The sequence below is a fragment of the Burkholderia sp. Bp9140 genome, from assembly GCF_003853425.1.
GTDB lineage: Bacteria > Pseudomonadota > Gammaproteobacteria > Burkholderiales > Burkholderiaceae > Burkholderia.
Genome location: NZ_QTPQ01000032.1, coordinates 1 through 25,823 on the forward strand (window position 1 = coordinate 1; position 25,823 = coordinate 25,823).

The 25,823-nt window shown below is 66.2% G+C and carries 26 protein-coding genes and 1 tRNA gene; 13 read left to right on the forward strand and 14 right to left on the reverse strand.

The window, feature by feature from the left end; all coding sequences use genetic code 11:
* Positions 1–98 precede the first annotated feature (98 nt).
* Positions 99–578, reverse strand: a complete 480-nt coding sequence (locus DIE21_RS24950) for a DUF721 domain-containing protein (protein WP_124500207.1) — start codon at positions 576–578, stop codon at positions 99–101.
* Positions 579–845: 267 nt separating this feature from the next.
* Here DIE21_RS24950 and secA point away from each other — a divergent pair, with 267 nt between their 5' ends.
* The 4 genes from secA to DIE21_RS24970 all read left to right on the forward strand — a co-directional run bounded on the left by secA (position 846) and on the right by DIE21_RS24970 (position 6,373).
* Positions 846–3,644: a preprotein translocase subunit SecA gene (gene secA, locus DIE21_RS24955; RefSeq protein ID WP_124500208.1), complete on the forward strand. Its 2,799-nt coding sequence runs from the start codon at positions 846–848 to the stop codon at positions 3,642–3,644.
* Positions 3,645–3,787: 143 nt separating this feature from the next.
* On the forward strand, positions 3,788–5,029 hold the full coding sequence (gene argJ, locus DIE21_RS24960; protein ID WP_124500209.1) for a bifunctional glutamate N-acetyltransferase/amino-acid acetyltransferase ArgJ: 1,242 nt from the start codon (positions 3,788–3,790) through the stop codon (positions 5,027–5,029).
* A 19-nt stretch (positions 5,030–5,048) separates the two neighbouring features.
* Complete coding sequence (locus DIE21_RS24965) at positions 5,049–5,918, forward strand: ATP-binding protein (RefSeq protein WP_124500210.1); 870 nt, start codon at positions 5,049–5,051, stop codon at positions 5,916–5,918.
* A complete protein-coding gene (locus tag DIE21_RS24970; protein WP_124500211.1) occupies positions 5,915–6,373 on the forward strand; it encodes an NUDIX domain-containing protein in 459 nt (152 codons plus the stop codon). The genes DIE21_RS24965 and DIE21_RS24970 overlap by 4 nt, the downstream gene beginning before the upstream one ends.
* 61 nt (positions 6,374–6,434) lie before the next feature.
* On the opposite strand, the gene DIE21_RS24975 is transcribed toward DIE21_RS24970, so the two are convergent.
* The 9 genes from DIE21_RS24975 to DIE21_RS25015 all read right to left on the reverse strand — a co-directional run bounded on the left by DIE21_RS24975 (position 6,435) and on the right by DIE21_RS25015 (position 14,405).
* Entirely contained in the window at positions 6,435–6,635 is a 201-nt protein-coding gene (locus DIE21_RS24975) for a DNA gyrase inhibitor YacG (protein WP_124500212.1), read from the reverse strand.
* 28 nt (positions 6,636–6,663) lie between these two features.
* Positions 6,664–7,419: a cell division protein ZapD gene (gene zapD, locus DIE21_RS24980; protein ID WP_006754990.1), complete on the reverse strand. Its 756-nt coding sequence runs from the start codon at positions 7,417–7,419 to the stop codon at positions 6,664–6,666.
* A 109-nt stretch (positions 7,420–7,528) separates the two neighbouring features.
* Entirely contained in the window at positions 7,529–8,137 is a 609-nt protein-coding gene (gene coaE, locus DIE21_RS24985) for a dephospho-CoA kinase (RefSeq protein WP_124500213.1), read from the reverse strand.
* 84 nt (positions 8,138–8,221) lie between these two features.
* On the reverse strand, positions 8,222–9,133 hold the full coding sequence (locus DIE21_RS24990) for an A24 family peptidase (protein WP_124500214.1): 912 nt from the start codon (positions 9,131–9,133) through the stop codon (positions 8,222–8,224).
* A gap of 45 nt (positions 9,134–9,178) precedes the next feature.
* Positions 9,179–10,384 (reverse strand): type II secretion system F family protein, encoded by a 1,206-nt coding sequence (locus DIE21_RS24995; protein ID WP_124500215.1) that lies wholly within the window; start codon positions 10,382–10,384, stop codon positions 9,179–9,181.
* Between the two features lie 5 nt (positions 10,385–10,389).
* Positions 10,390–11,667 carry a GspE/PulE family protein gene (locus tag DIE21_RS25000; protein ID WP_124500216.1) on the reverse strand — a complete coding sequence of 426 codons (1,278 nt, stop codon included), beginning with the start codon at positions 11,665–11,667 and terminating at the stop codon, positions 10,390–10,392.
* A gap of 82 nt (positions 11,668–11,749) precedes the next feature.
* On the reverse strand, positions 11,750–13,039 hold the full coding sequence (locus DIE21_RS25005) for an HlyC/CorC family transporter (protein WP_124500217.1): 1,290 nt from the start codon (positions 13,037–13,039) through the stop codon (positions 11,750–11,752).
* Between the two features lie 147 nt (positions 13,040–13,186).
* Positions 13,187–13,263, reverse strand: a tRNA-Pro gene (locus tag DIE21_RS25010).
* Positions 13,264–13,409: 146 nt separating this feature from the next.
* Positions 13,410–14,405 (reverse strand): polyprenyl synthetase family protein, encoded by a 996-nt coding sequence (locus DIE21_RS25015; protein ID WP_124500218.1) that lies wholly within the window; start codon positions 14,403–14,405, stop codon positions 13,410–13,412.
* A gap of 210 nt (positions 14,406–14,615) precedes the next feature.
* On the opposite strand from DIE21_RS25015, the gene rplU reads away from it, so the two are divergent.
* The 4 genes from rplU (at position 14,616) to proB (ending at position 17,724) form a co-directional block, all read left to right on the forward strand.
* Complete coding sequence (rplU, locus tag DIE21_RS25020; protein WP_006025184.1) at positions 14,616–14,927, forward strand: 50S ribosomal protein L21; 312 nt, start codon at positions 14,616–14,618, stop codon at positions 14,925–14,927.
* A 24-nt stretch (positions 14,928–14,951) separates the two neighbouring features.
* Positions 14,952–15,215 (forward strand): 50S ribosomal protein L27, encoded by a 264-nt coding sequence (gene rpmA, locus DIE21_RS25025; RefSeq protein WP_006476999.1) that lies wholly within the window; start codon positions 14,952–14,954, stop codon positions 15,213–15,215.
* Positions 15,216–15,402: 187 nt separating this feature from the next.
* Positions 15,403–16,515 carry an Obg family GTPase CgtA gene (cgtA, locus tag DIE21_RS25030; RefSeq protein WP_124500219.1) on the forward strand — a complete coding sequence of 371 codons (1,113 nt, stop codon included), beginning with the start codon at positions 15,403–15,405 and terminating at the stop codon, positions 16,513–16,515.
* A gap of 90 nt (positions 16,516–16,605) precedes the next feature.
* The gene (proB, locus tag DIE21_RS25035) at positions 16,606–17,724 is read left to right on the forward strand and encodes a glutamate 5-kinase (RefSeq protein WP_124500220.1); all 1,119 of its coding nucleotides are present in this window, start codon (positions 16,606–16,608) and stop codon (positions 17,722–17,724) included.
* 88 nt (positions 17,725–17,812) lie between these two features.
* Here proB and DIE21_RS25040 read toward each other — a convergent pair whose 3' ends face one another.
* Both DIE21_RS25040 and DIE21_RS25045 read right to left on the reverse strand, forming a co-directional pair.
* Positions 17,813–18,421, reverse strand: a complete 609-nt coding sequence (locus DIE21_RS25040; protein ID WP_124500221.1) for a CNP1-like family protein — start codon at positions 18,419–18,421, stop codon at positions 17,813–17,815.
* 13 nt (positions 18,422–18,434) lie between these two features.
* Positions 18,435–19,085 (reverse strand): RNA pyrophosphohydrolase, encoded by a 651-nt coding sequence (locus DIE21_RS25045; protein ID WP_124500222.1) that lies wholly within the window; start codon positions 19,083–19,085, stop codon positions 18,435–18,437.
* Positions 19,086–19,302: 217 nt separating this feature from the next.
* Here DIE21_RS25045 and DIE21_RS25055 point away from each other — a divergent pair, with 217 nt between their 5' ends.
* Together DIE21_RS25055 and DIE21_RS25060 are read left to right on the forward strand one after the other, a co-directional pair.
* A complete protein-coding gene (locus tag DIE21_RS25055) occupies positions 19,303–21,039 on the forward strand; it encodes a proline--tRNA ligase (protein ID WP_124500224.1) in 1,737 nt (578 codons plus the stop codon).
* A 23-nt stretch (positions 21,040–21,062) separates the two neighbouring features.
* A complete protein-coding gene (locus DIE21_RS25060) occupies positions 21,063–21,665 on the forward strand; it encodes a MarC family protein (RefSeq protein ID WP_012363042.1) in 603 nt (200 codons plus the stop codon).
* A 79-nt stretch (positions 21,666–21,744) separates the two neighbouring features.
* On the opposite strand, the gene DIE21_RS25065 is transcribed toward DIE21_RS25060, so the two are convergent.
* Positions 21,745–22,296 (reverse strand): hypoxanthine-guanine phosphoribosyltransferase, encoded by a 552-nt coding sequence (locus tag DIE21_RS25065; protein ID WP_059465332.1) that lies wholly within the window; start codon positions 22,294–22,296, stop codon positions 21,745–21,747.
* 94 nt (positions 22,297–22,390) lie between these two features.
* A complete protein-coding gene (ffh, locus tag DIE21_RS25070) occupies positions 22,391–23,758 on the reverse strand; it encodes a signal recognition particle protein (RefSeq protein WP_039317379.1) in 1,368 nt (455 codons plus the stop codon).
* 89 nt (positions 23,759–23,847) lie between these two features.
* Here ffh and DIE21_RS25075 point away from each other — a divergent pair, with 89 nt between their 5' ends.
* The 3 genes from DIE21_RS25075 to ampD are packed head-to-tail and all read left to right on the forward strand — an operon-like array spanning position 23,848 to position 25,659.
* The gene (locus DIE21_RS25075) at positions 23,848–24,741 is read left to right on the forward strand and encodes an inner membrane protein YpjD (RefSeq protein WP_124500225.1); all 894 of its coding nucleotides are present in this window, start codon (positions 23,848–23,850) and stop codon (positions 24,739–24,741) included.
* 13 nt (positions 24,742–24,754) lie between these two features.
* Positions 24,755–25,072: a PP0621 family protein gene (locus tag DIE21_RS25080; protein ID WP_124500226.1), complete on the forward strand. Its 318-nt coding sequence runs from the start codon at positions 24,755–24,757 to the stop codon at positions 25,070–25,072.
* Complete coding sequence (ampD, locus tag DIE21_RS25085; RefSeq protein ID WP_124500227.1) at positions 25,069–25,659, forward strand: 1,6-anhydro-N-acetylmuramyl-L-alanine amidase AmpD; 591 nt, start codon at positions 25,069–25,071, stop codon at positions 25,657–25,659. Before DIE21_RS25080 ends, ampD begins: the two co-directional genes overlap by 4 nt.
* Positions 25,660–25,823 lie beyond the last annotated feature (164 nt).

The window sequence follows — 25,823 nt, forward strand, 5'->3', positions numbered from 1 at the left end:
TGAAATACAAAACGCCCGATGCGGTGCATCGGGCGTTTTAGGTCAAAACTACTGTCAACCTATTCCAGGACTTGACACGGCTGCGGCCGGCGGTGCGCTCAGCGCGACGACTTCGCGCCGTGCCGCGCGGCCATTCGCGCGAGCGCGGCCTGCAGTGGCGACGGCTCGAGGTGATCAGCGAGTTCGCGCAACGCGGCGGCGCCGACGGTCGTCATGCGCGCCTGCTTCACGTGCGGCGGCTCCGGCGCGTCCTTCGGCCGCACGCGCACGCGCAGCGCCGAAACCGGCCAGCCGCGTTTCTGGAGATCGGCGAGCAGGCGCGGCTCGACCTGCCGGAGCCGGGCAGCGAGCGCGTTGTGCGCGGCAAAGAGGGTCAGGGTGCCGTCCTTGATGGAGCCCGGTTCGACATGATTCGCAAGATAGTCGGGCAGCAGCGCGGCGAGGTCGCGCTGCAGCGACGCGACCTGTTCGACGCCGGCGCGCAGCGCCGCGAACGCGTCGGTGCGGTTGAGCACTTCGGACACGGGTTGCGGGCGATACGCGGGGAGCGGGCCGAAACGCTTGGAAAATCGGTTCATCGAGGCATTCTTCGGGCGCGCACGGGCGCGGACGTTGACGCCGATTGTACCCGCGCCGGCCCGCGCACGGGCGGCTTTCGGGCCGTGTGCCCGGTTGCCCGCGCGGGTTCGGCACGCGGCGCGAGTCCAGCCGGGACACGGGCGCATGCTTTCCCGCGTGCTAAAATTCCTCGTTTGATTCCACTAATTCGCTAAGCCGCCGAGGCTCGGGCGTCGGGGCGCGCAACACGCGCCGGGCGCCGGTGCTGCGACGCAGGATCCGATCCGATGACAACCGGTTTTCTCCAGAAAATTTTTGGCAGCCGCAACCAGCGGCTCGTCAAGCAATATCAAAAGACCGTCGCGACGATCAATGCGCTCGAAACGCAGATCGAGCAGCTGACGGACGACCAGTTGCGCGGCAAGACGGATGAGTTCCGCCAGCGGATCGCGGGCGGCGAGTCGCTCGACAAGCTGCTGCCCGAGGCGTTCGCGGTCTGCCGGGAGGCGAGCCGCCGCGTGCTGAAGATGCGCCACTTCGATGTGCAGATGATCGGCGGCATGGTGCTCCACTACGGCAAGATCGCGGAAATGCGCACCGGCGAGGGCAAGACGCTCGTCGCGACGCTGCCGGTGTACCTGAATGCGCTGGCAGGCCGCGGCGTGCACGTCGTGACGGTCAACGACTACCTCGCGCAGCGCGACGCCGAATGGATGGCGCGCCTCTACAACTTCCTCGGGCTGTCGGTCGGCATCAACCTGTCCGGCATGGAGCACGACCAGAAGCAGCAGGCCTACGCGTCGGACATCACCTACGGCACGAACAACGAGTTCGGCTTCGACTACCTGCGCGACAACATGGTCTACGAGACCGAGGCGCGCGTGCAGCGGGCGCTGAACTTCGCGGTCGTCGACGAAGTGGACTCGATCCTGATCGACGAGGCGCGTACGCCGCTGATCATCTCGGGCCAGGCGGAAGACCACACCGAACTGTACGTGCGGATGAACGCGCTGCCGCCGCTGCTCGAGCGCCAGATCGGCGAGGAGAAGGCCGACGGCACGGGCGTCGAGAAGCCGGGCGACTACACGCTCGACGAAAAATCGCGCCAGGTGTTCCTGACAGAGTCGGGCCACGAGAAGGCCGAGCGGCTGCTCGGCGAGTGGGGCCTGATCGGCGAGGGCGAGAGCCTGTACGCGCCGCAGAACATCACGCTGATGCACCACGTGTACGCGGCGCTGCGCGCACACACGCTGTTCCACAAGGACCAGCACTACGTCGTGCAGAACGGCGAAGTGGTGATCGTCGACGAATTCACGGGCCGCCTGATGGCGGGCCGCCGCTGGTCCGACGGCCTGCACCAGGCGGTCGAGGCGAAGGAACACGTGAAGATCCAGAGCGAGAACCAGACGCTCGCCTCGATCACGTTCCAGAACTACTTCCGGATGTACGGGAAGCTCGCGGGCATGACGGGCACGGCGGACACCGAAGCGTACGAATTCAACGAGATCTACGGCCTCGAGACGGTCGTGATCCCGACCAACCGTCCGCCGAAGCGGATCGACAAGCAGGACCAGATCTACAAGACGGCCAAGGAGCGCTACGACGCGGTGATCCGCGACATTCGCGAGTGCTACGAGCGCGGCCAGCCGGTGCTGGTCGGCACGACGTCGATCGAGAACTCGGAGCTGCTGTCGCACCTGCTGAAGCAGGCCGGGCTGCCGCACGAGGTGCTGAACGCGAAGCAGCACGAGCGTGAAGCCGCGATCGTCGCGGAAGCCGGCCGTCCGAACCGCATCACGATCGCGACCAACATGGCCGGTCGCGGTACCGACATCGTGCTCGGCGGCAACGCCGAGAAGCAAGCCGCGTTCATCGAAGTCGACGAAGCGATCCCGGCCGACGAAAAGGCGCGCCGCATCAAGCAGCTGCACGACGGGTGGGAAACGCTGCACGAACAGGTGAAGACCGCGGGCGGCCTGCACATCATCGGCACCGAGCGTCACGAATCGCGCCGGATCGACAACCAGCTGCGCGGTCGTGCGGGCCGCCAGGGCGACCCGGGTTCGTCGCGCTTCTACCTGTCGCTCGACGATCCGCTGCTGCGCATCTTCGCGGGTGACCGCGTGCGTTCGATCATGGATCGTCTGAAGATGCCGGAAGGCGAGGCGATCGAGGCCGGCATCGTCACGCGTTCGATCGAATCCGCGCAGCGCAAGGTCGAAGCGCGCAACTTCGACATCCGCAAGCAGCTGCTCGAATACGACGACGTGTCGAACGACCAGCGCAAGGTGATCTACCAGCAGCGCAACGAACTGCTCGAAGCGCACGACATCACCGAGACGATCGCGGCGATGCGTCACGGCGTGATTACCGAAGTCGTCCGCCAGTTCGTGCCGGAAGGCAGCATCGAGGAACAGTGGGACGTGCCCGAGCTCGAGGAAGCGCTGCGCAACGACTGGCAGCTCGACCTCGCGATCCAGGAAATGGTGAACGAGTCGTCGTCGATCGCGGCCGATGAGATTCTCGAGGCCGTGACGACCGCCGCCGACGAGCAGTACGAGGCGAAGGTCGCGATGGTCGGCCGCGAATCGTTCAGCGCATTCGAGCGTTCGGTGATGCTGCAGACGGTCGACCGCCTGTGGCGCGAGCACCTTGCGGCGCTCGACCACCTGCGCCAGGGCATCCACCTGCGCGGCTATGCGCAGAAGAACCCGAAGCAGGAATACAAGCGCGAAGCGTTCGAACTGTTCGCCGCGATGCTCGAGGCGATCAAGCAGGAAGTCACGCGCATCGTGATGAACGTGCAGATCCAGTCGCCCGAGCAGCTCGAGGAGGCGGCCGAGCAGATCGAGGAGCGCGGCGGCCATCTCGAGAACGTCGAGTACCAGCATGCCGACTACGCGGAATCCGGCGCACCGGTCGCGAACGTCGCGGCCGCTACCGCGGCGACGGCGACGGCCGACATGGTCGGCAGCGCGATGACCCATAGCGGCCCCGGGGGCGAGATGCCGAAGGTCGGCCGCAACGACCCGTGCCCGTGCGGCAGCGGCAAGAAGTACAAGCAATGTCACGGGAAGCTGTCATGATCGGCGGCGGCGCGCATTCGCGTGCCGCTTCGTTCGCAGCTTCGAGTCAGTGAAGTGAGTTGCGGCGGCCGGCTCGTGCGGCCGTCGGTTCTTCCAATCAATGCCGGCGCGTGCCGGCATTTTCCATCCGGCAGGTGTGCCCCATGGCTGTCAATTTTCCGTCGATCGATCCCGCCCAACTGCATCCCGTCGCCGGCGTCACGCTCGGCTGGGCGGAAGCGAACATCCGCAAGCCGAATCGCAAGGACGTGCTGGTCATCTCCGTCGACGAAGGGGCGACGGTCGCCGGCGTATTCACCGAGAACCGCTTCTGCGCCGCACCCGTGATCGTGTGCCGCGAGCACCTGGCCAAGGTGCGCACGGGCGGCGCGGGCATCCGCGCGCTCGTCGTCAATACGGGCAATGCGAATGCGGGCACCGGCGAGCCGGGCCTCGCGAACACCCGCGAAACCTGCGCGGAACTCGCACGCCTCGCGGGCATCGAGGCCGCACAGGTGCTGCCGTTCTCGACCGGGGTGATTCTCGAGCCGCTGCCGATCGACCGCCTGAAGGCAGGGCTGCCGGCCGCGCTCGCGAACCGCAAGGCCGCGAACTGGCACGACGCCGCGCAGGCGATCATGACGACCGACACGCTGCCGAAGGCCACGTCGCGCCAGGTGACGATCGACGGCCACACGGTCACGCTGACGGGCATCAGCAAGGGCGCGGGCATGATCAAGCCGAACATGGCGACGATGCTCGGCTTCCTCGCGTTCGATGCGAACGTCGCGCAGCCGGTGCTCGACACGCTCGTGAAGGAAGTGGCCGACCGCTCGTTCAACTGCATCACGATTGACGGCGACACGTCGACCAACGACTCGTTCATCCTGATCGCGTCGGGCAAGAGCACGCTGCCCGCGATCACGTCGACCGACTCGCCGGCCTATGCGGCGCTGCGCGACGCGGTCACGCAGGTCGCCCAGGTGCTGTCGCAGCTGATCGTGCGCGACGGCGAAGGCGCGACGAAATTCATGACGGTGCAGGTCGACGGCGGCAAGAGCGTCGCCGAGTGCCGCCAGATCGCGTATGCGATCGGTCATTCGCCGCTGGTGAAAACGGCCTTCTACGCATCCGACCCCAACCTCGGCCGGATTCTCGCGGCGATCGGCTATGCGGGCGTCACGGATCTGGACGTCGGCAAGATCGATCTCTATCTCGATGACGTGCTCGTCGCGAAGGCCGGTGGCCGCAACCCGGCCTACCAGGAAGAGGACGGCCAGCGCGTGATGAAGCAGAGCGAAATCACGATCCGCGTGCTGCTCGGCCGCGGCGACGCGCAGGCAACCGTCTGGACGTGCGACCTGTCGCACGATTACGTGAGCATCAACGCGGATTACCGCTCCTGATCGGGAGCGCTCGAACGACATGGACAAGCTCGAACAGTTCCTGACGCGCGCGGAAGCGCTGCTCGGCCGCCTCGAGGGGATGCTGCCGCCCGCACCGGCGGCAGTCGACTGGAATGCCGCCACCGCGTTTCGCTGGCGCAAGCGCCAGGGGCGCGGCTATCTGCAGCCGGTGCCGGCCGCGTCGACGATCACGCTCGGCGACCTGCACAACATCGATCGGCAGAAAGGGCTGATCGAGCAGAACACGCGACAGTTCGTGCAGTGCAAGCCGGCGAACAACGTGCTGCTGACCGGGGCGCGCGGCACCGGCAAGTCGTCGCTGATCAAGGCGTGCCTGAACGCGTACGCGAAGGACGGGCTGCGCCTGATCGAAGTCGACAAGGACGACCTGCACGATCTCGGCGACATCGTCGAGCTGATCTCGCAGCGTCCGGAGCGGTTCATCGTGTTCTGCGACGACCTGTCGTTCGAGGAAGGCGAATCGGGCTACAAGGCGTTGAAAGTCGCGCTCGACGGTTCGATCGCCGCGCAGTCCGACAACGTGCTGATCTACGCGACGTCGAACCGCCGCCATCTGCTGCCCGAGTACATGAGCGACAACGAATCGTACAAGCATCTGCCGGACGGGGAGATCCACCCCGGTGAAGTCGTCGAGGAAAAGATCTCGCTGTCGGAGCGCTTCGGCCTGTGGGTCAGCTTCTACCCGTTCAAGCAGGACGACTATCTCGACATCGTCGCGCACTGGCTGCGCCATTTCGGCTGCGCGGCCGCGGAGATCGAGACGGCGCGCGGCGACGCGCTCGTCTGGGCGCTCGAGCGCGGTTCGCGCTCGGGGCGCGTCGCGTGGCAGTTCGCGCGCGACTGGTCGGGTCGCAAGGAGCAGGCATGAGCGTGGATTTCGCAGCGGGCGCCATGCAAGCGCCCGACGGCCGCAAGGTGACGGAAGTCGCGGTCGGTGTCATGGTGCAGCCGGACGGCCCGGTCGGCCGCTGCCGCTACCTGCTTGCGCAGCGGCTGCAGGGCAAGCCGTACGAAGGCTACTGGGAGTTCCCGGGGGGCAAGCTGGAAGCCGGCGAGAGCGTCGAGGATGCGCTGGCGCGCGAGTTGCACGAGGAACTCGGTATCGTCGTCACGGCCAGCCATCGCTGGCATACGCTCGAGCACGATTACCCGCACGCATACGTGCGGCTTTATTTCTGCAAGGTGACGGGCTGGACAGGCGAGCCGCACAGCAAGGAAGGGCAGGCGTTCGTGTGGCAGCAACTGCCGGTCGACGTCGCGCCGCTGTTGCCGGCTGCGCTGCCGGTGCTGGACCTGCTCGAGAAGGAAGCCGCGTCGCAATGACGCCGCGGCGGCCCGCCTGAAAAGCGGGCCATATCGACGGACGGGCGGTGCCGGGCGCCGCTCAACTGTCGTGGCGGCCGTCGGTGCCGTCTTCCTCCGACGACGGACCTTCGTCGGAGGATCCGCCGATCCGGTACTTTTCTGCGGCCCATGCGCCGAGGTCGAGCTGCTTGCAGCGGGCCGAACAGAAAGGGCGGAACTTGTTTTCAGGTGTCCAGCGCACTTCTGCGCCGCACGAAGGACATTTCACAACGGTAGTCATACGAAAGCGTCGAACCGGCGCACGGCCGTTACAGATTGCACAGTGTCAGATGGAACGGCACGTCGATGTCCACCGCGCGCGGCCGCACGTCGCCGTCCTGCATGGTGAACCGTACCCACAGCATGTATTTGTTGGCGCTTGCTTCGGGAATCACGCGCAGCTCCGGCGGCACGCGCACCTGCATCAGTTGGTAGCTACGCCCCGACAGCATCTGCTGGTAGCTGCCCTGCATCGCCATCACCTTCGACGCCTGACCCGATTCGCGTGCGAGCCGCAGCACGATTGCCGCCGCGTCGCGCAGCGGCAGCAGCGGCATGATCCATTTCGCGATGTCCTGGCGCCGCTGCTCGGCGGGCCATTGCTGCCACGCGTAGTACGACGGCAGGTCGAACTTGCACGTGCCGCCGGGAATCACCGCGCGGCTGCGGATGCTGGCGAGCCACTCGTTGTCGACCAGATGCTGCCCGGTCTTGCCCTGCATCTGCGCAAGATTGGCGAGCGTCTGCTCGATTTCGCCGAGCACGGCTTCGAGCGCATTCTGTTCGATGCCCGGATTGCCGCGAAAGGGAGCGAGCGTCTGACGCTGACGTTCGAGCTCCTTCATCAGATCCGATTTCAGGTCCGCGCGGCCCGTGACCTCGGCGATTTCGAACAGCGTCGTCAGCGCGACGTGATGTTCACGCGGGTCCTCCTGAGCCAAAAAGAACGCGAAGCGCTCGAACAGGTCTTCGAGGCGCAACAGCGTGCGAATTCGCTCGTTGAACGGATACTCGTAAAGAATCAAGCGCGCTCGCCTCTAGGGTAGGGATTGAAACAATGCAGGACATTCTAATGCTCACGCTCTACCCTAGCAACGCACCAATTTCGTACACCATCACGATCTCGCGCGGTGGTCAGCGCGCGGCGGCCGCGAATCCGAGATAGCGTTGGTGCAGTGCATCGACCTGCGCGGCGAGCGCTTCGGGTGTCGTCGCATCGTTGACGATCACGTCGTCAGCCGCCGCGAGACGCGCTTCACGCGTCGCCTGTCGTGCGATGATCGCTTCGACCTGTTCGCGCGTGAAACCATTGCGCCGCATCACACGTGCAATCTGCGTTTCGACCGGGCAGTCGACGACCAGTACGCGATCGCTGCGCGCCTTCCAATTACCTGACTCCACGAGCAGCGGTACGACGAAGATCACGTACGGGCCCTGCGCTTCGCGGGCCTCGCGATCGGTCTCCGCGCGGATCAGCGGATGCGTGATCGCTTCGAGGCGCCGGCGTGCGTCGTCGTCGCTGAAAATCAGTGCGCGCATCTTCGCGCGATCGAGCGAGCCGTCGGCCGCGACGAAGTCCGGTCCGAATGCGTGCTCGATCGCGGGCATCGCGAGACCGGCCGGTGCGGTGATGCGGTGCGCGATCAGGTCGGTATCGACGAGCGATGCACCGCGTGCGGCGAACATATCGGCGACGGTCGTTTTGCCGCTGCCGATGCCGCCGGTGAGTCCTATTGCAAACATGTGAGCCTCCGCCGGGCCGCCACGAGGAAGCAAGTCGCCTCCCCGCGACGCAGCGAACAAAGCGGACGCGGGCGGTGCGTCATGTCAGCCGCCGAGCGCCGAATAGAAGGGGGTACCGAAAAACAGCGTGGCGACGCCGCCTGCCGCGAGGAACGGGCCGAACGGAATCGGCTCCTCGAAGCGCATGCGTCCGCGCCAGGTCGCGACGAGCCCGACGATCGCGCCCGTTACCGCGGCAAACAGCACGACCTGCGGCAGCGCGGCCCAGCCCATCCATGCGCCGAGCGCGGCGAGCAGCTTCAGGTCGCCGAAGCCGATGCCCTCGATGCCGCGCAGCCATTTGAACAGCCAGTAGATCGACCACAGGAACAGGTAGCCGGCCATCGCGCCGACCACGGCCGAACGCAGCGACGTGAACGTGCCGCCGAGGTTCAGTGCAAGCCCCGCCCACAGCAGCGGCAGCGTCATCGAATCGGGCAGGTAGCCGGTCCGGATATCGATCGCGCTCATCGCCAGCAGCGCGGTGCAGAGTCCGAACGCGGCGAGTGCGGCGACGGTGGGGCCGAACGCGGCGAGCGACCCGGCGGCGAGCAGCGCACCCGCGAGCTCGACGAGCGGATAGCGCGCGCCGATCGCATGGCCGCACTGGCGGCAGCGCCCGCGCAACATCAGATAGCTGACGAGCGGGATGTTTTCCCACGCGCGCAGCACGTGACCGCAGTGCGGGCAGGCACTGCGCGGGCGCCACAGATCGTAGTGCTGCGGATAGCCGTCGTCCGGCGGTGCGCTCGCGCTGCCGGTCGCTTCGGCGATTTCGGCCTGCCATGCACGCTGCATCATCACCGGGATCCGGTGTACGACGACATTCACGAAGCTGCCGACGCACAGGCCGAGCACGACGGCGAATGCATACTGCACCGCGGGCGGCAGCATCGCCAGCGCGAGCAACGTGCCGTCGGGCGAATCGAAAACGGTGGTCAGGGGCGCGGGCGTCATGGGGCTCGGGTTCGGGCTTGAAAGGCGACAGAATCGGTTGCGATGCTACACCACGTTGCCCAACTGAAGGATGGGCAGATACATCGCGATCACGAGGCCGCCGACGAGTGCGCCCAGCACGATCACGATCAGCGGCTCGCCGAGTGCGGCAAGCGCATCGAGACGTGCGTCGAGCTGGCGCTCGCAGAGTGCTGCGATGTCGGCGAGCATCGTGTCGAGTGCGCCGGTTTCCTCGGCGACGGCGATCGGTTGCACGACGTCGTCCGGGAAGCAGCCCGCCGCGTGCATCGCATCGGCAAGACGCGCGCCGCGCAGCACGCGCGTGGCGATCTGCGCCGTGGCCTGTTCGAACACCGGGTGGCCGGCCGTGCGTTCGAGCGTGGCGAATGCATCGGCAAGCGGTACGCCGGCACCGAGCAGCGTGGCAAGCGAGCGGCACCAGCGTGCGGTCGCGAACCGCGTGAGCGCGCTGCCGACGAACGGCGCATTCAGCACGTGCCGCGCGGCCATGTAGCGCAGCGATGGCGAGCGCCGCAGCGCGTGGCGTGCGGCGAGCCCCGCCGCTGCTGCGCCGGCGACGAACGTGCCGCCCCAGGCCGATGTCGCGGAGGAAAGGGCGAGCAGGGCGCGGGTGGGTGCCGGCAGTGCCGCGCCGAAGCCGTCGAAGATCTGCCGGAACGTCGGCACGACCCATACCATCAGCGCGGCCGAGATCGCGAGCGCGAACACGATGACGGCGACCGGGTAGGCAAGCGCGGCACGCAGCTTGCGCCATTGCACGTCGGCGCGTTCGCGGTGCTCCGCGACGCGGGTCAGCACGGTGCCGAGCGCGCCTGACGCTTCGCCCACCTCGATCAGCTGGCGATACAGCGTGCCGAATTGGGAAGGATAGCGTGCAAGTGCGGCGGCGAAGCGCTGCCCGCCGACGATCTCGCGCGCGAGACCCGCGGCGATGCGCGGCAGCCCGTCGTGCGTACGGGTGCGGGCGAGCATCTCGAGCGACGGTGCGAGCGGCAGTCCGGCCTGCAGCAGGCTCGCGAGCTGACGCGTGAAACGCGTGATCTCCCGTGCGCCGGCTGTCGGTGGCCGGGCCGTGCCGCGGATGTCGAGCGACAGCACCGCGACGCCGTCGCGCGCGAGCGCTGCACGTGCGGCGGCTGCGTCGAATGCGATGATGCTTCCGCGGCACGGTGTGCCGTCGCGACGACGGCCGCGCCACGCGAAGCGGGTCTCGTGCGGCGGTGCATGCATTGCGATCACGCGTCAGGCGTCGCGGCCAGCGCTTCCGCGACGCTCGTCGTGCCGTCGCGAACGTGCGCGAGTGCCGCGTCACGCAAACTGCGCACGCCTTCTGCCGCCGCGCATCGCGCGAGCGCGCCGACGCTTGCGCGCGCGACGATGCGCTCGGCCATCTCGGGCGAAACCGGCATCGTCTGATGCAGGCCGACCCGGCCTCGATAACCGATACCGTGACAAGCGGCACAGCCTTGCGCGACGAACGGGCGCCATCCGGATGCCAGCGCCGCCGAATCGCAGCCCGCATCGCGCAGCGCGCGCGCCGGCGCGTCGGAACGCACACGGCAGGTGACGCACAGACGGCGGACGAGACGTTGCGCGGTGACGAGGCGCAACGCGGCCGCCAGGTTGTACGGCGCGACGCCGATGTCGAGCAGTCGCGCGACGGCTGCCGGCGCGTCGTTCGTGTGCAGCGTCGACAGCACGAGGTGCCCGGTCTGCGCGGCCTTGATCGCGACGTCGGCCGTTTCCGCATCGCGAATCTCGCCGACCATGATGACGTCCGGGTCCTGGCGCAGCAGCGCGCGCAGCGCAGTGGCGAAGGTGAGCCCGGCTTTCTCCGCCACGCCGACCTGGTTGATGCCATCGAGCTGAATCTCGGCCGGATCCTCGACCGTGCATACGTTGTGCGCGTCGCGATCGAGCATCTGCAGCGCGCAGTAGAGCGACAGTGTCTTGCCGCTGCCGGTCGGACCGGTGACGAGCACGAGACCGTGAGGCGTGCGTATTGCGGCCTCCATCGCCGCGGCCTGCCGCGCGTCGAAGCCGAGGCGCGCGAGCGTGAGATCGGGCGGCAGCGTTTCGAGGCGGCGCAGCACGAGCTTCTCGCCGAACAGCGTGGGCAGCGAGCTGACCCGGTAGTCGCCTCGCAGGCCGCCGTCGACCGCGATGCGCAGCCGGCCGTCCTGCGGAAGCCGGCGCTCGGCGATGTCCATGCGGGCGAGCACCTTGATCCGCGTCACGAGCGCGTCGCGCAGATGAGCGGGCGGCCGCACGTGTTCATGCAGGACGCCGTCGATGCGCAGGCGAATGCGCCAGCCCGCTTCGAACGGTTCGACGTGGATGTCGGACGCGTCGCGCACGCGGGCGGCGTGCAGCGTGTCGGTCAGCAGCCGTACGGCGGGCGAGTCGTCGAGTTGCGTCGCATCGAGCGAGCGGGGTGTTTCAGCGGGCGATGCGTCGGTGGTGACAGGCGGCCGCTGCGTGCGCAGCGGCGCCCCGGGAGATGGGAAGTGCATGTTTGCCGGCACGCTGCCGCCTGTTGATCGTGACCGGCAAATGGTCGCGTATCGCGAGCGGCGCCGACAGTCGGCCGTTCGGCTAGCGCGTGGCGGCGCGTGCGCGCGAGCTGCGCGGCTTGAAGAGCTTGACGGTGCGCACGGCCTGGTCGTCGCTGCGCATGACCTCGAGCATCGTGTCGCGGATTTTCATGCACACGTCGCCTTCGGGAATTTCCTCGAGGATCTCGAGGATCAGGCCGTTCAGCGTCTTCGGTCCGTCGGTCGGCAGTTGCAGGTGCAGCCAGCGGTTCAGTTCGCGCAGCGGCGTGCTGGCGGCGACGATGCATTCGCCATTTTCGTCCCAGCCGCCCGCGCGTTCGCCGCGCGGCATCGACGTCGTGAATTCGCCGATCAGTTCCTCGATGATGTCCTCGGGCGTGACGAGCCCCTCGAGTTCGCCGTACTCGTTGACGACGAGCGCAGTGCGCTGCCGGCTTTCCTGGAAGTACTGGAGTTGCTGGACGACCGGCGTGCCCGACGGCACGTAGTACGGCTCGGCAAGCAGCGTGCGCAACGTTTCGCGGTCGAAATCCTGGTTGTGCAGCGCGGTGAGCGTCTTGCGGACGTGCAGCACGCCGAGCACCTTGTCGATGTCGCCTTCGTAGACGACCAGGCGGTTGTGATAGCAGGTCTCGAGCTGATGCAGGATGTCGTCGAGCGGCGCGTAGAAGTTGAGCGACTCGATCTGGCGGCGCGGCACCATCACGTCGTCGACCGTGATGTTCTCGAGGTCGAACAGGTTGAGCAGGATGCTGCGGTGCTTGGTCGGCATGAAGCTGCTCGACTCGAGCACGATCGCGCGCAGCTCATCGGCGGACATCCGCTGGTCGCGGCCCTTCTTCGTATTGATGCGCAGCACCCAGAGCACGCCGTTCGCCAGCGCGTTGACGAACCAGACGACCGGCTTGAACACGCGCATCAGCGGCGCGATCACGAGACTCGCGGGCAGCGCGATGCGCTCGGGAAAGGTCGCGCCGACGATCTTCGGCGCGATTTCCGCGAACACGATGATCAGGAACGCGACGATGCCGGTCGCGATCGACAGCGCGAGGTTGTTACGGCCGAACGTGTGCAGCGCGAGCGACGTCGTGAGGACCGGGATGATCGTGTTGAACAGGTTGTTGCCGATCAGGATCACGCTGAGCAGCAGGTCGGTGCGCGTGAGCAGACCCTGCGTGGTTTTCGCGCCGAGCACGCCCTGGCCGGCGAGGTGCTTCAGCCGATGGCGATTGAGCGCCATCATCGCGGTCTCGGAAATGGAAAAGAAGCTGGAGCAGAGGAGAAGCAGGAAGACGGCGCTGATTTGCGCCCATAAGGGAATTTGGTCCACGCGTCAGAAGGGCAGTGAAGGACAGGGATGGAGGAAATATAGCAGAGGCCGGCGGCCGGGATGTGTCGTGCGTGGCACGAGGGTTCACGCGACCAGGTAAAAAAGGCAAAAAAAAACCGTGCACATGGTGCACGGTTTTTTCAAATCTGGTCGGGGTGAGAGGATTCGAACCTCCGGCCTCTACGTCCCGAACGTAGCGCTCTACCAGGCTAAGCTACACCCCGATTTGGACTCTTCCGACTTCGCCGTCTTCTTCAAGACCGCTGCGTCGTCGAGCAAGAACGTAACTATAACGATGTTTTTTCGAAAAGGGAAGACCTTGGCGAAGAAATTTTTCGAGACAGGCTATCGCTTCTCGTTCGCGGCGCGTTTACGACTGCCGCGACGTCGAGTACGAACACAACGCGAGCAGGCTTTCCTTGTAGATCGAATCCGGGAACGCCGTGATCGCGGCAGCAGCGGCCTGTGCTTCCTGGCGCGCGCATTCGAGCGTATGGTCGAGCGCGCCCGAACGCGTGATCGCATCGAAAATCGTGTCGAAGCGATCGGTGCCGCCTTGTTCGATTGCCTCGCGTGCGAGCGCAGACTGTTCGGGCGTGCCGCGTTCGATCAGATAGATGAGCGGCAGCGTCGGCTTGCCTTCGCGCAGGTCGTCGCCGGCATTCTTGCCCATCGCTTCGGCCGTCCCCGCGTAGTCGAGCCAGTCGTCCATGATCTGGAACGCGGTGCCGATCCGGCGGCCGTATTCGGCCGCGGCGGCTTCGGTCGGCGCATCGGCGCCGGCGAGCACCGCGCCCAGGCGGGCCGATGCTTCGAACAGTTTCGCCGTCTTGTAGCGGATCACCTGCATGTAGCGCGTCTCGTCGACGTCCGCGTCGTGCATGTTCAGAAGTTGCAGCACTTCGCCTTCGGAAATGATCGTCGTCGCTTCCGACAGGATTTCCATCACGCGCATCTTGCCGACGCCGACCATCATCTCGAACGAGCGCGAATAGAGATAGTCGCCTACCAGCACGCTTGCCGCGTTGCCGAACAGCGCGTTGGCCGTCTGGCGGCCGCGACGCAGTTCGGATTCGTCGACGACGTCGTCATGCAGCAGCGTGGCCGTGTGGATGAACTCGACGACGGCGGCCAGCACGTGCCGCTGGTGCGACGTCTCGCCGAGCGCGCCGGCGACGAGCAACAGCAGGGCCGGACGCAGCCGCTTGCCGCCCGCGCCGATGATGTACTCGGCGATCTGGTTGATCAGCAGCACGTCGGACGCGAGGCTTTGCCGGATAACGCGATTCACCTGCTCCATGTCGCTGGCGATCGGAGCGAGCAGGTGGGCGGCGCTGAGTGTGGGGGAGGCGGTGGACGACGACATGATGATCGAAATGGGTGATGCGGCGGATTATAAGTCGAATCCGAGATATCCCGGTCTGTCGGACGTGCCCGCACCGTGATTTTGGCCGTCCGGCCGGCGCTTGCGCGCGGCAATCGTGGATCGGCTTTGACTTGGGCGCTAACCCCATGTATAATCACGTGTTTTCCGCGCGTGGTGTGCGGAAAAATTGGATCCAGAGTGAGGTTCTCAATGTACGCGGTCATAAAAACCGGCGGCAAGCAGTACAAGGTTGCCGTTGGCGAAAAACTCAAAGTAGAACAGATACCGGCTGACATTGACGCTGAAATCACGCTCGACCAGGTTCTCGCAGTGGGCGAAGGCGAATCGATTAAGTTCGGTACGCCGCTGGTCAGTGGGGCTTCCGTCAAGGCCACCGTCGTATCGCACGGTCGTCATGCCAAGGTCACCATCTTCAAGATGCGTCGCCGGAAGCACTACCAAAAGCACGGCGGCCACCGCCAGAACTACACTGAGCTGCGCATCGACGCGATCAACGCGTAAGCGCCTCGGTAAAGGAGCAATCAGATGGCACACAAAAAGGCAGGCGGCTCTTCCCGGAACGGCCGCGACTCCGAGTCGAAACGTCTCGGCGTGAAAGTGTACGGCGGCCAGGCGATCAACGCCGGCGGCATCATCGTGCGTCAGCGCGGTACGCGCATGCACGCTGGCGAGAACGTCGGCATGGGCAAGGATCACACCCTGTTCGCGCTGGTCGACGGTCACGTCAAGTTCGCGACCAAGGGCGCGGACAAGAAGCATCTGGTCATCGTCGTCCCGGCGGCTGCCTAAGTTCAGGCACCCACGGGCTTCGTAGCCGAAAGGCCCCGCAGTCTTCGCGGGGCCTTTTTTTATTTGGCCGCCGGGCGCATGTGCGCGCCGGCGGCTGTCGCGCAACGGCGGGCAATCGGCCGAATGGCAGATTGTTCAAGCGCGCCGGCGCGCGGCACAATAGCGGAAATACTGGTCGGAGTGACGAATGAAGTTCATTGACGAAGCACGAATCGAAGTCATCGCCGGCGACGGAGGCGATGGCAGCGCGTCGATGCGCCGTGAGAAGTTCGTTCCGTTCGGCGGGCCGGACGGCGGCGACGGCGGCCGGGGCGGCAACGTCTACGCGATCGCCGACCGCAACATCAACACGCTGATCGACTACCGTTACGCGAAGAAGCATCTGGCGCGCAACGGCGAGAACGGTCGCGGCTCGGATTGCTATGGCAAGGGCGGTGACGACGTCACGCTGCGCATGCCGGTCGGCACGGTCGTGACCGACATGGACACGGGCGAGCTGATCGCCGATCTGACCGAGCACGATCAGCAGGTAATGCTCGCGAACGGCGGCGCCGGCGGTCTCGGCAACCTGCATTTCAAGTCGAGCACGAACCGCGCGCCGCGCCAGAAGACCGACGGCAAGCCCGGTGAACGACGCATGCTGCGGCTCGAGCTGAAGGTGCTCGCCGACGTGGGGCTGCTCGGCATGCCGAACGCCGGCAAGTCGACCTTCATCTCGTCGGTGTCGAACGCGAAGCCGAAGATCGCCGATTATCCATTCACGACGCTCGCGCCGAACCTCGGCGTCGTGCGGGTCGGCCCGAGCAAGAGTTTCGTGATCGCCGACATCCCGGGGCTGATCGAAGGCGCCGCCGAAGGCGCGGGCCTCGGCCACCAGTTCCTGCGACACCTGCAGCGCACCGGCGTGCTGCTGCATCTGGTCGATTTGGCCCCGTTCGACGAAAGCGTCGATCCGGTCGCGGAAGCGAAGGCGATCGTCGGCGAACTGCGCAAGTACGACGAGGCGCTCTACGAGAAGCCGCGCTGGCTCGTCCTCAACAAGCTCGACATGGTGCCGGAACACGAGCGCGAGGCGCGCGTTGCCGATTTCCTCGACCGTTTCGGCTGGGACGGCCCGGTGTTCGAGATTTCGGCGCTCACGGGCCAGGGCTGCGAAGCGCTGTGCTACGCGATCTACGATTATCTCGCCGAGCATTCGGACGCACATCGCGCGGCGGAAGAGGAAGATCTGGCCGCAGACGTGCGATTCCGCGATGCGCCGCCCGCCGATGGCGGTGCGGCGTCCGGCGACGACGTCTGAGCGGGCCCGAAACGCACCGGGCGTCGGGCCCGGTGCCGGAATTCAATCGCGCCCGGCCGGGCAGGCAGCAGATACAGGAGACAGCGCACGATGCGTTCGATCATCGCGGACTCAAAGCGATTGGTGGTGAAGGTGGGCTCGAGCCTCGTGACCAACGACGGCAAGGGGCTCGATCATGCTGCAATCGGCCGCTGGGCGGCCCAGATTGCCGCGCTGCGCGTGCAGGGCAAGGAAGTGGTGCTCGTCAGTTCGGGTGCGATCGCCGAAGGGATGCAGCGGCTCGGCTGGAGCAAGCGTCCGCGCGAGATCGACGAGTTGCAGGCCGCCGCCGCGGTCGGCCAGATGGGGCTCGCGCAAGTCTATGAAAGCCGCTTTACCGAGCATGACATCCGTACCGCGCAGATCCTGCTCACGCACGCCGACCTCGCGGATCGCGAACGCTACCTGAATGCGCGCTCGACGCTGCTCACGCTGCTGCGGCTCGGCGTCGTGCCGATCATCAACGAGAACGACACGGTCGTCACCGACGAAATCAAGTTCGGCGACAACGACACGCTCGGCGCGCTCGTCGCGAACCTGATCGAAGGCGATGCGCTGATCATCCTGACCGACCAGTCGGGGCTGTTCACCGCCGATCCGCGCAAGGATCCGAACGCGACACTGGTCGCGGAAGCCAGCGCGGGCGCACCGGAGCTCGAGGCGATGGCGGGCGGAGCCGGCTCGAGCCTCGGCCGTGGCGGGATGCTGACGAAGATCCTGGCCGCGAAGCGCGCGGCGCACAGCGGCGCGAACACCGTGATCGCGAGCGGCCGCGAAGCCGGCGTGCTGGTGCGGCTGGCGGCGGGCGAGGCGATCGGCACGCAGCTGATCGCGCGCACCGCACGGATGGCGGCACGCAAGCAATGGATGGCCGATCACCTGCAGGTGCGCGGGCACGTGGTGATCGATGCGGGCGCGGTCGAGAAGCTGACGGCCGGCGGCAAGAGCCTGCTGCCGATCGGCGTGATCGGCGTGCAGGGCGCGTTCGCGCGCGGCGAGGTGATCGCGTGCGTCGGTCCCGACGGACGTGAAGTGGCGCGCGGCCTCACGAACTACAGCAGCGCGGAAACGAAGCTGATTCACCGCAAGCCGAGCGGCGAGATCGAGACGGTACTCGGCTACATGTTAGAGCCGGAGCTGATTCACCGCGACAACCTCGTGCTCGTGTGACCGTCCGGCGAGACGTCGGCCGGCCATGAAAAAGCCCGCATCGTGCGGGCTTTTTCATGGCAACGGGCAGGTAGCCCGTGTCGCGCGGTCAGCGCAGCTGGCTCATCGCGGTGCGATGGAACTTGATGTTCTCGAGAATCTGCTGGGTCGTGCCCTGCGGCATCTTGTTCGAGCAGAAGTAATCCTGGTACAGCGCCGAGTGGTACGCGTTCAGTTCGCCGTTCTCGATACGACGCCAGTCGTTCTCGACCGTGCGGTCCCAGCCGTCGTGATCCGAATTGAGGCCTGCATACTGACGCCATTCATAGGTGTCGCAGCGGATGCCTTCGTAGTTCACGTTACGCGCGCCGGCCGGGCTCGTGATGACGACCGCATAGCGCACGACGCCGTCGGTGCCGACCGCGAGCGACTTCGCATCGACGGAGAACTTGAGCGGCGTGTTCTGCGACACGTTGAACGGCAGCAGGTCGCCCGCTTGCGGCAGCGGCGGCAGCGTGTCGACCGGGTTTTCCTTCCAGTTGCCCTGGCGGTCGAGCAGATAGACGAACTCGCTGTCATCCTTGTTGGAGGGCGCTTTCGAATTCGCGCAGCCGGCCAGGGCCGCCGCCGCGGCGATCGATGCGAGCGCGAGAGCAATCGCTTTCAATATGCATTCCTCGTAAAAAAAGGGCGCGACACCAAGGTCGCGCCCGGTCATGCAGTCCGACTCGTCATTTGCCGACGATCACGCGGGGCGACATCTCGTCGAGCGTGCTCGCCTCCACTTCGATCTCCGAACAGACTACCGATGTGTCGACAATCGTCAGCGTCTGCTGGGCCTGCGCACCGATGACGCGCGGATAGCGCGACGGACGCGGCCCACGCGGCTTTTCGGCTCGCTGCGCCGCCGGGCGGCGCAGGAAGCGCGACAGTTCCGTCAGCGCCAACTGATAGACATCCCGCTTGAACTCGATCACCGCATCGAGCGGCACCCAGTACTCGTTCCAGCGCCATGCATCGAACTCCGGGTGATCGGTCGCGCGCAAACAAATGTCGCAATCGCGTCCGACCATCCGCAGAAGGAACCAGATCTGCTTCTGGCCGCGGTAATGGCCGCGTACTTCGCGTTTGATGAACTTGTCAGGCACCTCGTAACGCAACCAGTCGCGGGTGCGGCCGATTATCTTGACGTGTTCCGGGTGCAGGCCCGTTTCCTCGTGCAGTTCCCGGTACATCGCCTGCATGGGGGTCTCGCCGTACTTGATCCCACCTTGAGGAAACTGCCAGGAGTGCTCGCGGAGCCGCTTGCCCCAAAACACCTCGTTGCGCGCGTTCAAGAGGATGATGCCGACGTTCGGGCGAAAGCCTTCACGATCCAGCATACAACCACCTTCGAATCCTTTAAAATTGCTTTGATTATAAACAGATAACGGGCGCTGCGCACCGTGACGGAGCGAATCCGCGCGGGGTGCACCGGCTGAATTGTCCCTGATTTGTCTGCTACGTCATCTGCGCCATCGTCGTTCGTCGCGCGCAGCTTTTTCACCTTGAAACTTTTTCGGGCGCCCCGCCTGGGGCGCCGTATTTGGAACCGTCCGCATGAAAGCTTCCCGTTTCTTTATCGGCACCCTCAAAGAGGCACCGGCCGACGCAGAGATCGTCAGCCACAAGCTGATGGTGCGCGCCGGCATGATCCGTCGTGTCGCCGGCGGCATCTATAACTACCTGCCGGTCGGCCTGCGTTCGATTCGCAAGGTCGAGGCGATCGTGCGCGAGGAAATGAACCGGGCAGGCGCCATCGAGCTGCTGATGCCGGCCGTGCAGCCGGCCGAGCTGTGGCAGGAGTCGGGCCGCTGGGAACAGTACGGCCCGGAGCTGCTGCGCTTCAAGGACCGCAAGGACAACGACTTCGTGATCGGGCCGACGCACGAGGAAGTCGTCACCGACATCGCGCGCAACCAGATCAAGAGCTACCGGCAGATGCCGGTGAACTTCTACCAGATCCAGACGAAGTTCCGCGACGAGATCCGTCCGCGCTTCGGCGTGATGCGCGGCCGCGAATTCCTCATGAAGGACGCCTATTCGTTCGACAAGGACGCAGCCGGCCTGAACGAGTCGTACCGCAAGATGTATGACGCGTACGTGCGCATCTTCACGCGCCTCGGCCTCGAGTTCCGGGCGGTCGCGGCCGACAGCGGTTCGATCGGCGGCAACTTCTCGCATGAATTCCACGTGATCGCCGATACCGGCGAGGACGCGATCGCCTACTGCCCGACGTCCGACTTCGCGGCGAACATCGAAGCGGCGGAAGCGCTGCCGCTGACGCCCGCGCGCGCGGCGCCGGCCGAAGCGATGGAGAAGGTCGCGACGCCCGGCAAGGCGAAGTGCGAAGCCGTCGCCGAGCTGCTGGCGATCCCGCTCCAGCGCACGATCAAGTCGATCGTGCTCGCCACCGAGAACGAAGGCGCCGAGCCGACCATCTGGCTCGTGATGCTGCGCGGCGACCATGACCTGAACGAGATCAAGGTATCGAAGCTGCCGGGGCTGAAGAACCACCGCTTCGCGACCGAGCAGGAAATCGTCGAATGGTTCGGCACGCCGCCGGGCTATCTCGGCCCGGTCGGCACGAAGAAGCCGGTGAAGGTGATCGTCGATCGCACGGTCGCGAACATGAGCGACTTCGTCGTCGGCGCGAACGAGGTCGACTATCACATCGCGGGCGTGAACTGGGGCCGCGACCTGCCGGAGCCGGAAGTCGCCGACGTGCGCAACGTGAAGAAGGGTGATCCGTCGCCGGACGGCAAGGGTGAGATCGACATCTGCCGCGGCATCGAAGTCGGCCACGTGTTCCAGCTCGGCACCAAGTATTCGGAAGCGATGGGTGCGACGTTCCTCGACGAGTCGGGCAAGCCGCAGCCGATGCTGATGGGCTGCTACGGCGTCGGCGTCACGCGCATTCTCGGCGCGGCGATCGAACAGAACTTCGACGACAAGGGCATCATCTGGCCCGAGTCGATCGCACCGTTCGAGGTCGTGCTGTGCCCGATGGGCTATGACCGCAGCGACATGGTCCGCGAGGCCGCCGACAAGCTGTACGCGGAACTGGCCGCGGCCGGCATCGACGTGATCCTCGACGATCGCGGCGAGCGCCCGGGCGTGATGTTCGCCGACTGGGAACTGATCGGCGTGCCGCATCGGCTGGTGATCGGCGAACGCGGCCTGAAGGAAGGCAAGATCGAGTACCAGGGCCGCCGCGACGCCGAGGCGACGCTGCTGCCGGCTGACGCGGCTGCGGCGGCGGTGACGGAGAAGATCCGCGCCGCCCTCGCGCACTAAGCACCGCGACCCCGGGGGACACGGTGGAATACACCTTCCTGTCGGCCACCGTGCTCCTCGTGCTGATCACGGATCCGCTCGGCAACATCCCGCTGTTCATTACGGCGATGCGGGACGTGCCGCGCGAGCGGCGCGTGAAGCTGATCCTGCGTGAAGTGGGGATCGCGTTCGTGATCCTGCTGTTCTTCATGGTGGTCGGCGACCGCTTCCTGCGGATGATGAGCCTCACCGACCTGTCGCTGCGGCTCGGCGGCGGGATCGTGCTGTTCCTGATCGCGCTGCGGATGATCTTCCCGCATCCGGACGGCGCGCTCGGCAGCGATCCGCGCGCGGGCGGCGAACCGTTCATCGTGCCGCTCGCGATTCCGGCGCTCGCCGGGCCGTCCGCGCTCGCGACGGTGATGCTGCTGACGTCGCAGGCGCCGGGCAAGATGTTCGAGTGGGTCGGCGCGCTGACGGTCACGATGATCGTCTGCGCGATCACGCTGGTGCTGGCCGAACGGATCCAGCAGTGGCTCGGCGAGCGGACCGTCGCGGCGTTCGAGCGGCTGATGGGCCTCGTGCTCGTCGCGATCTCGGTCGAGATGCTGCTGGCCGGCATCCGGGCGTTCGTGCACCAGCTGTAGCACGGGCGGCGTGGCCGACGAAAAAAAGCGGCGCTCCGGGAAACCGGCGCGCCGCTTTTCTATAGGGTGGGCAGGGCGATCAGACGTTCGCGGTCAGCGCACGGATCGTCGGCAGGTTGCGCCAGTAGCCCTTTGCGTCCATCCCGCAGCCGAACACGTAGCGGTCCGGCACCGAGAACCCGCAGAAGTCGGGGTGCAGCGGCTTCGCCTTCGCGAGCGTCTTCTCGCACAGCACGGCGGACATGAAGCGCTTCGCGCCCATGTCGAGGATGCGGTCGCGGATCGCGGCCATCGTCTCGCCTTCGTCGAGGATGTCGTCGAGCACGAGCACGATCCGGTCCTTCACCGATTCGCGCGGTGCGACGCGCCAGTGCATCTCCGGGCTGCCCTGCGTCGTGTTGCGGTAGCGGGTCAGGTGGATGTAGTCGAATTCCAGCGGGAAATCGAGATGCGGCAGCAGCATCCCGGTAAACACCGCGGCGCCGCCCATCACCGAGAGGACGAGCGGGAACGCGTCGCCGATGTCGGCGCGGATCGCGTCGGCCATCCGGGCGATCGATGCGTTGACGGCATCGGCCGAGACGATCTCTTCGGAGTGGTCGAAAATGTGGAGGGCTTCTTCGCGGTTCATGGGTTCTGGCGGGCAGTCGGTATACAAATAAGAATGAAGCAGAACGGCCGGCGCGCGCTACGGCAAAAACCCGCGCGCCGGCCGATGGGCGGAATCAGCGCATGCCGGGCATCATGCCCTTCAGGCCGCGCATCATTTTCTGCATGTTGCCGCCCTTCAGCTTCTTCATCATCGTACGCATCTGATCGTACTGGTTCAGCATCCGGTTGACTTCCTGCACCGGCACGCCCGCGCCGGCTGCAATGCGGCGCTTGCGCGTCGCCTTGATGATTTCGGGTTTCGCGCGCTCGGCGGGCGTCATCGAGCTGATGATCCCTTCCATCCGGCGGATCGACTTCTCGGCCTGGCCCATGTCGGCGCCGGCCGCGGCCTGCTGGAACTGCGCGGGCAGCTTGTCCATCAGCGACGACAGGCCGCCCATGTTCTTCATCTGCGAGATCTGCGCGCGGAAATCGTTCAGGTCGAAGTCGCCGCCTTTCTTCACCTTGTCGGCGAGCTTCTGCGCGGCCTGCACGTCGACGCCGCGCTGCGCCTCCTCGACGAGTGCCAGGATGTCGCCCATGCCGAGGATCCGGTTCGCCATCCGGTCCGGGTGGAACACCTCGAGGCCGTCGAGCTTTTCGGCGACGCCGACGAACTTGATCGGCTTGCCCGTGATGTGGCGCACCGACAGCGCGGCACCGCCGCGCGAATCGCCGTCGAGCTTGGTCAGCACGACACCGGTGAGCGGCAGCGTGTCGTTGAACGCCTTCGCGGTGTTGACCGCGTCCTGGCCGAGCATCGCGTCGACGACGAACAGCGTTTCGGCCGGCTTCAGCGTGCCGTGCAGCGCGGCGATTTCCTGCATCATCGCCTCGTCGATACCGAGGCGGCCGGCCGTGTCGACGATCAGCACGTCATGGTAGTGGCGCTTCGCCCAGTCGACGGCCGCGAGCGCGATGTCGACGGGCTTCTGGTCCGGCGTCGACGGGAAGAAGTCGGCGCCGACCTGTTCGCTCACCGTTTTCAGCTGCATGATGGCGGCCGGGCGATACACGTCGCACGACACCGTCAGCACCTTCTTCTTGTACTTCTCGCGCAGCAGCTTCGCGAGCTTGCCGGCGGTCGTGGTCTTGCCGGCGCCCTGCAGGCCGGCCATCAGGATCACGGCGGGCGGCGTGACCGCGAGGTTCAGCTCGGCGGCCTTGCCTTCGTAGTCGCCGCCGATCACGGCGGTCAGTTCCTTCTGGACCACACCGACGAGCGCCTGACCCGGCGACAGGCTGCTGATCACTTCCTCGCCGAGCGCCTTTTCCTTGACCTTGGCGATGAATTCGCGGACGACGGGCAGCGCAACGTCGGCCTCCAGCAGCGCGAGACGCACCTCGCGGAGCATCTCCTGGGTGTTCGCCTCGGTAAGCCGGGCCTCGCCGCGCAGCGTCTTGACGACGCGCGCCATCCGTTGAGTGAGATTGTCGAGCATGGGGAGCGATGGACAGTGGGGCCCGAAGGCGCAACGGAACCGAACAAAGGGAGCCGTCGCGGGAAGGGGGCCTAGTGTAAACTTCGAACATGGATATTGTACTGTATGCCCTCACCGCATTCCTGTACGGCGGCCTCGCCGTCGCAGGCTGGCGCACGCACCGTCAAGGCGGGGCGCCGCTCGTCGCGAGCGTGCCGGCCGTGCCGGTTCCGGCGTCCGCCGCGTCGGGGATGAGCGGGGCCGGCCGCGCGCTGCTGTTCGCGGCGCTCGTCGCGCACGGCGTGCTGCTGCACATGACGATCTTCCCGCACGACGCGATGATCTTCGGCTTTGCGTTCGCGCTGTCCGCGATGTTCTGGCTCGGCGCCGGCATCTACTGGATCGAGAGCTTCTTCTTCCCGCTCGACAGCCTGCGCCTGCTGGTGCTGCCGCTCGCGTGCGGCGCGTCGCTGCTGCCGCTCGTGTTCGGCGGCGTGCGGGTGCTGCCTTATGCCGCGGCACCGCTGTTCAAGATGCACTTCCTGATCGCGAACATCGCGTACGGCCTCTTTGCGATCGCCGCGCTGCACGCGGTCCTGATGCTGATGGTCGAACGGCGCCTGCAGTCGCTGCGAAGCGGCGGGCGCGACGGTTCGACCGGCTGGATCGCGAGCTGGCTCGAAACGCTGCCGCCGCTGCTCACGCTCGAGAAGCTGCTGTTCCGCCTGATCGGCGCCGGCTTCGTGCTGCTCACGCTGACGCTCGCGTCGGGGATCCTGTTCAGCGAGCAGGTCGATGCGCGCGCGCTGCGGCTCGACCACAAGACCGTGTTCGCGGTGCTGTCGTGGCTGATGTTCGGCGGCCTGCTGGTTGCCCACAAGACATCGGGCTGGCGCGGGCGCGGCGCCGCGCGCTGGGTGCTCGTGTCGTTTGCCGCGCTGCTGCTCGCGTATGTCGGCAGCCGGTTTGTTTTAGAGGTGCTGCTGCACCGCTCCGTGGTTTGAACGCAGGTTTCCGATGCGACAGATTCTTCTCCTGATTCTCCTTTTCTTCGCGGGTTCGTGGCTCACGCGCAAGCTGCGCCAGGCCCAGGAGCACGCGCAGGCACGCACCGGCCGCGATGGCGGCCACGACGGCGCGCCCGGTCACGGCGGCGCCGGTTCGGCACGCCCGAACGGCGATGCGCGCTCGCTGCCCGAGCCGATGGTGCGCTGCGCCGAATGCGGCGTGCATGCGCCGAAGGGCGACGCCGTCGCCGCAGGCGGCGAATACTTCTGCAGCACCGAGCACGCGCAGCGCCACGGCGCACGCGCGAGCGGCCACGACGCGCGATGAGCGACGCAGCGCTGCTGTCGGTCGACGCGCACGGCTGGGTGCGCGAAGCGCGCCACGCGCCTTCGCCGAATGTCGAGGCGCGGCCCGCGGGCGCGGTGCCGACGCTCGTCGTCGTCCACAACATCAGCCTGCCGCCCGGCGAGTTCGGCGGCGACGCGATCGAGTCGCTGTTCCTGAATCGCCTCGATTGCGATGCGCACCCCTATTACCAGAGCCACCTGCGCGGCGTGCGCGTGTCCGCGCACTTCCTGATCCGTCGCGACGGCGAACTCGTGCAGTTCGTGTCGTGCGACGAGCGCGCATGGCATGCGGGCGCGTCCGAGTTCTTCGGCCGGCCGAGCTGCAACGACTTTTCGATCGGCATCGAGCTCGAAGGCGCGGACGACGTGCCGTTCGACGCAGCGCAGTACGCGACGCTTGGCGTGCTCGCACGCACGCTCGCCGCGCGCTACCCGATCGACGCGGTGGCCGGGCATTCCGACGTCGCGCCGGGCCGCAAGACCGACCCGGGGCCGCGCTTCGATTGGCAACGCTTCGCAGGCGATGCCGGCTTTTCCGCCGAATACTTTCCTTTCCGTCAGCACTGAGCGCAGGGTTTTTTGACCGGGGAAAGTTTTTTCTCCGACCAATGCCTTGTCGTGTCTGCACGCGAGCGATGTCAAGACCTCCATCGCAAATTATCCGTTTTGACCTCGTCCGAATGTCCACTATACTTGGTGCCAGTTGAGCGGTTCTGTACTAGATATAGTGT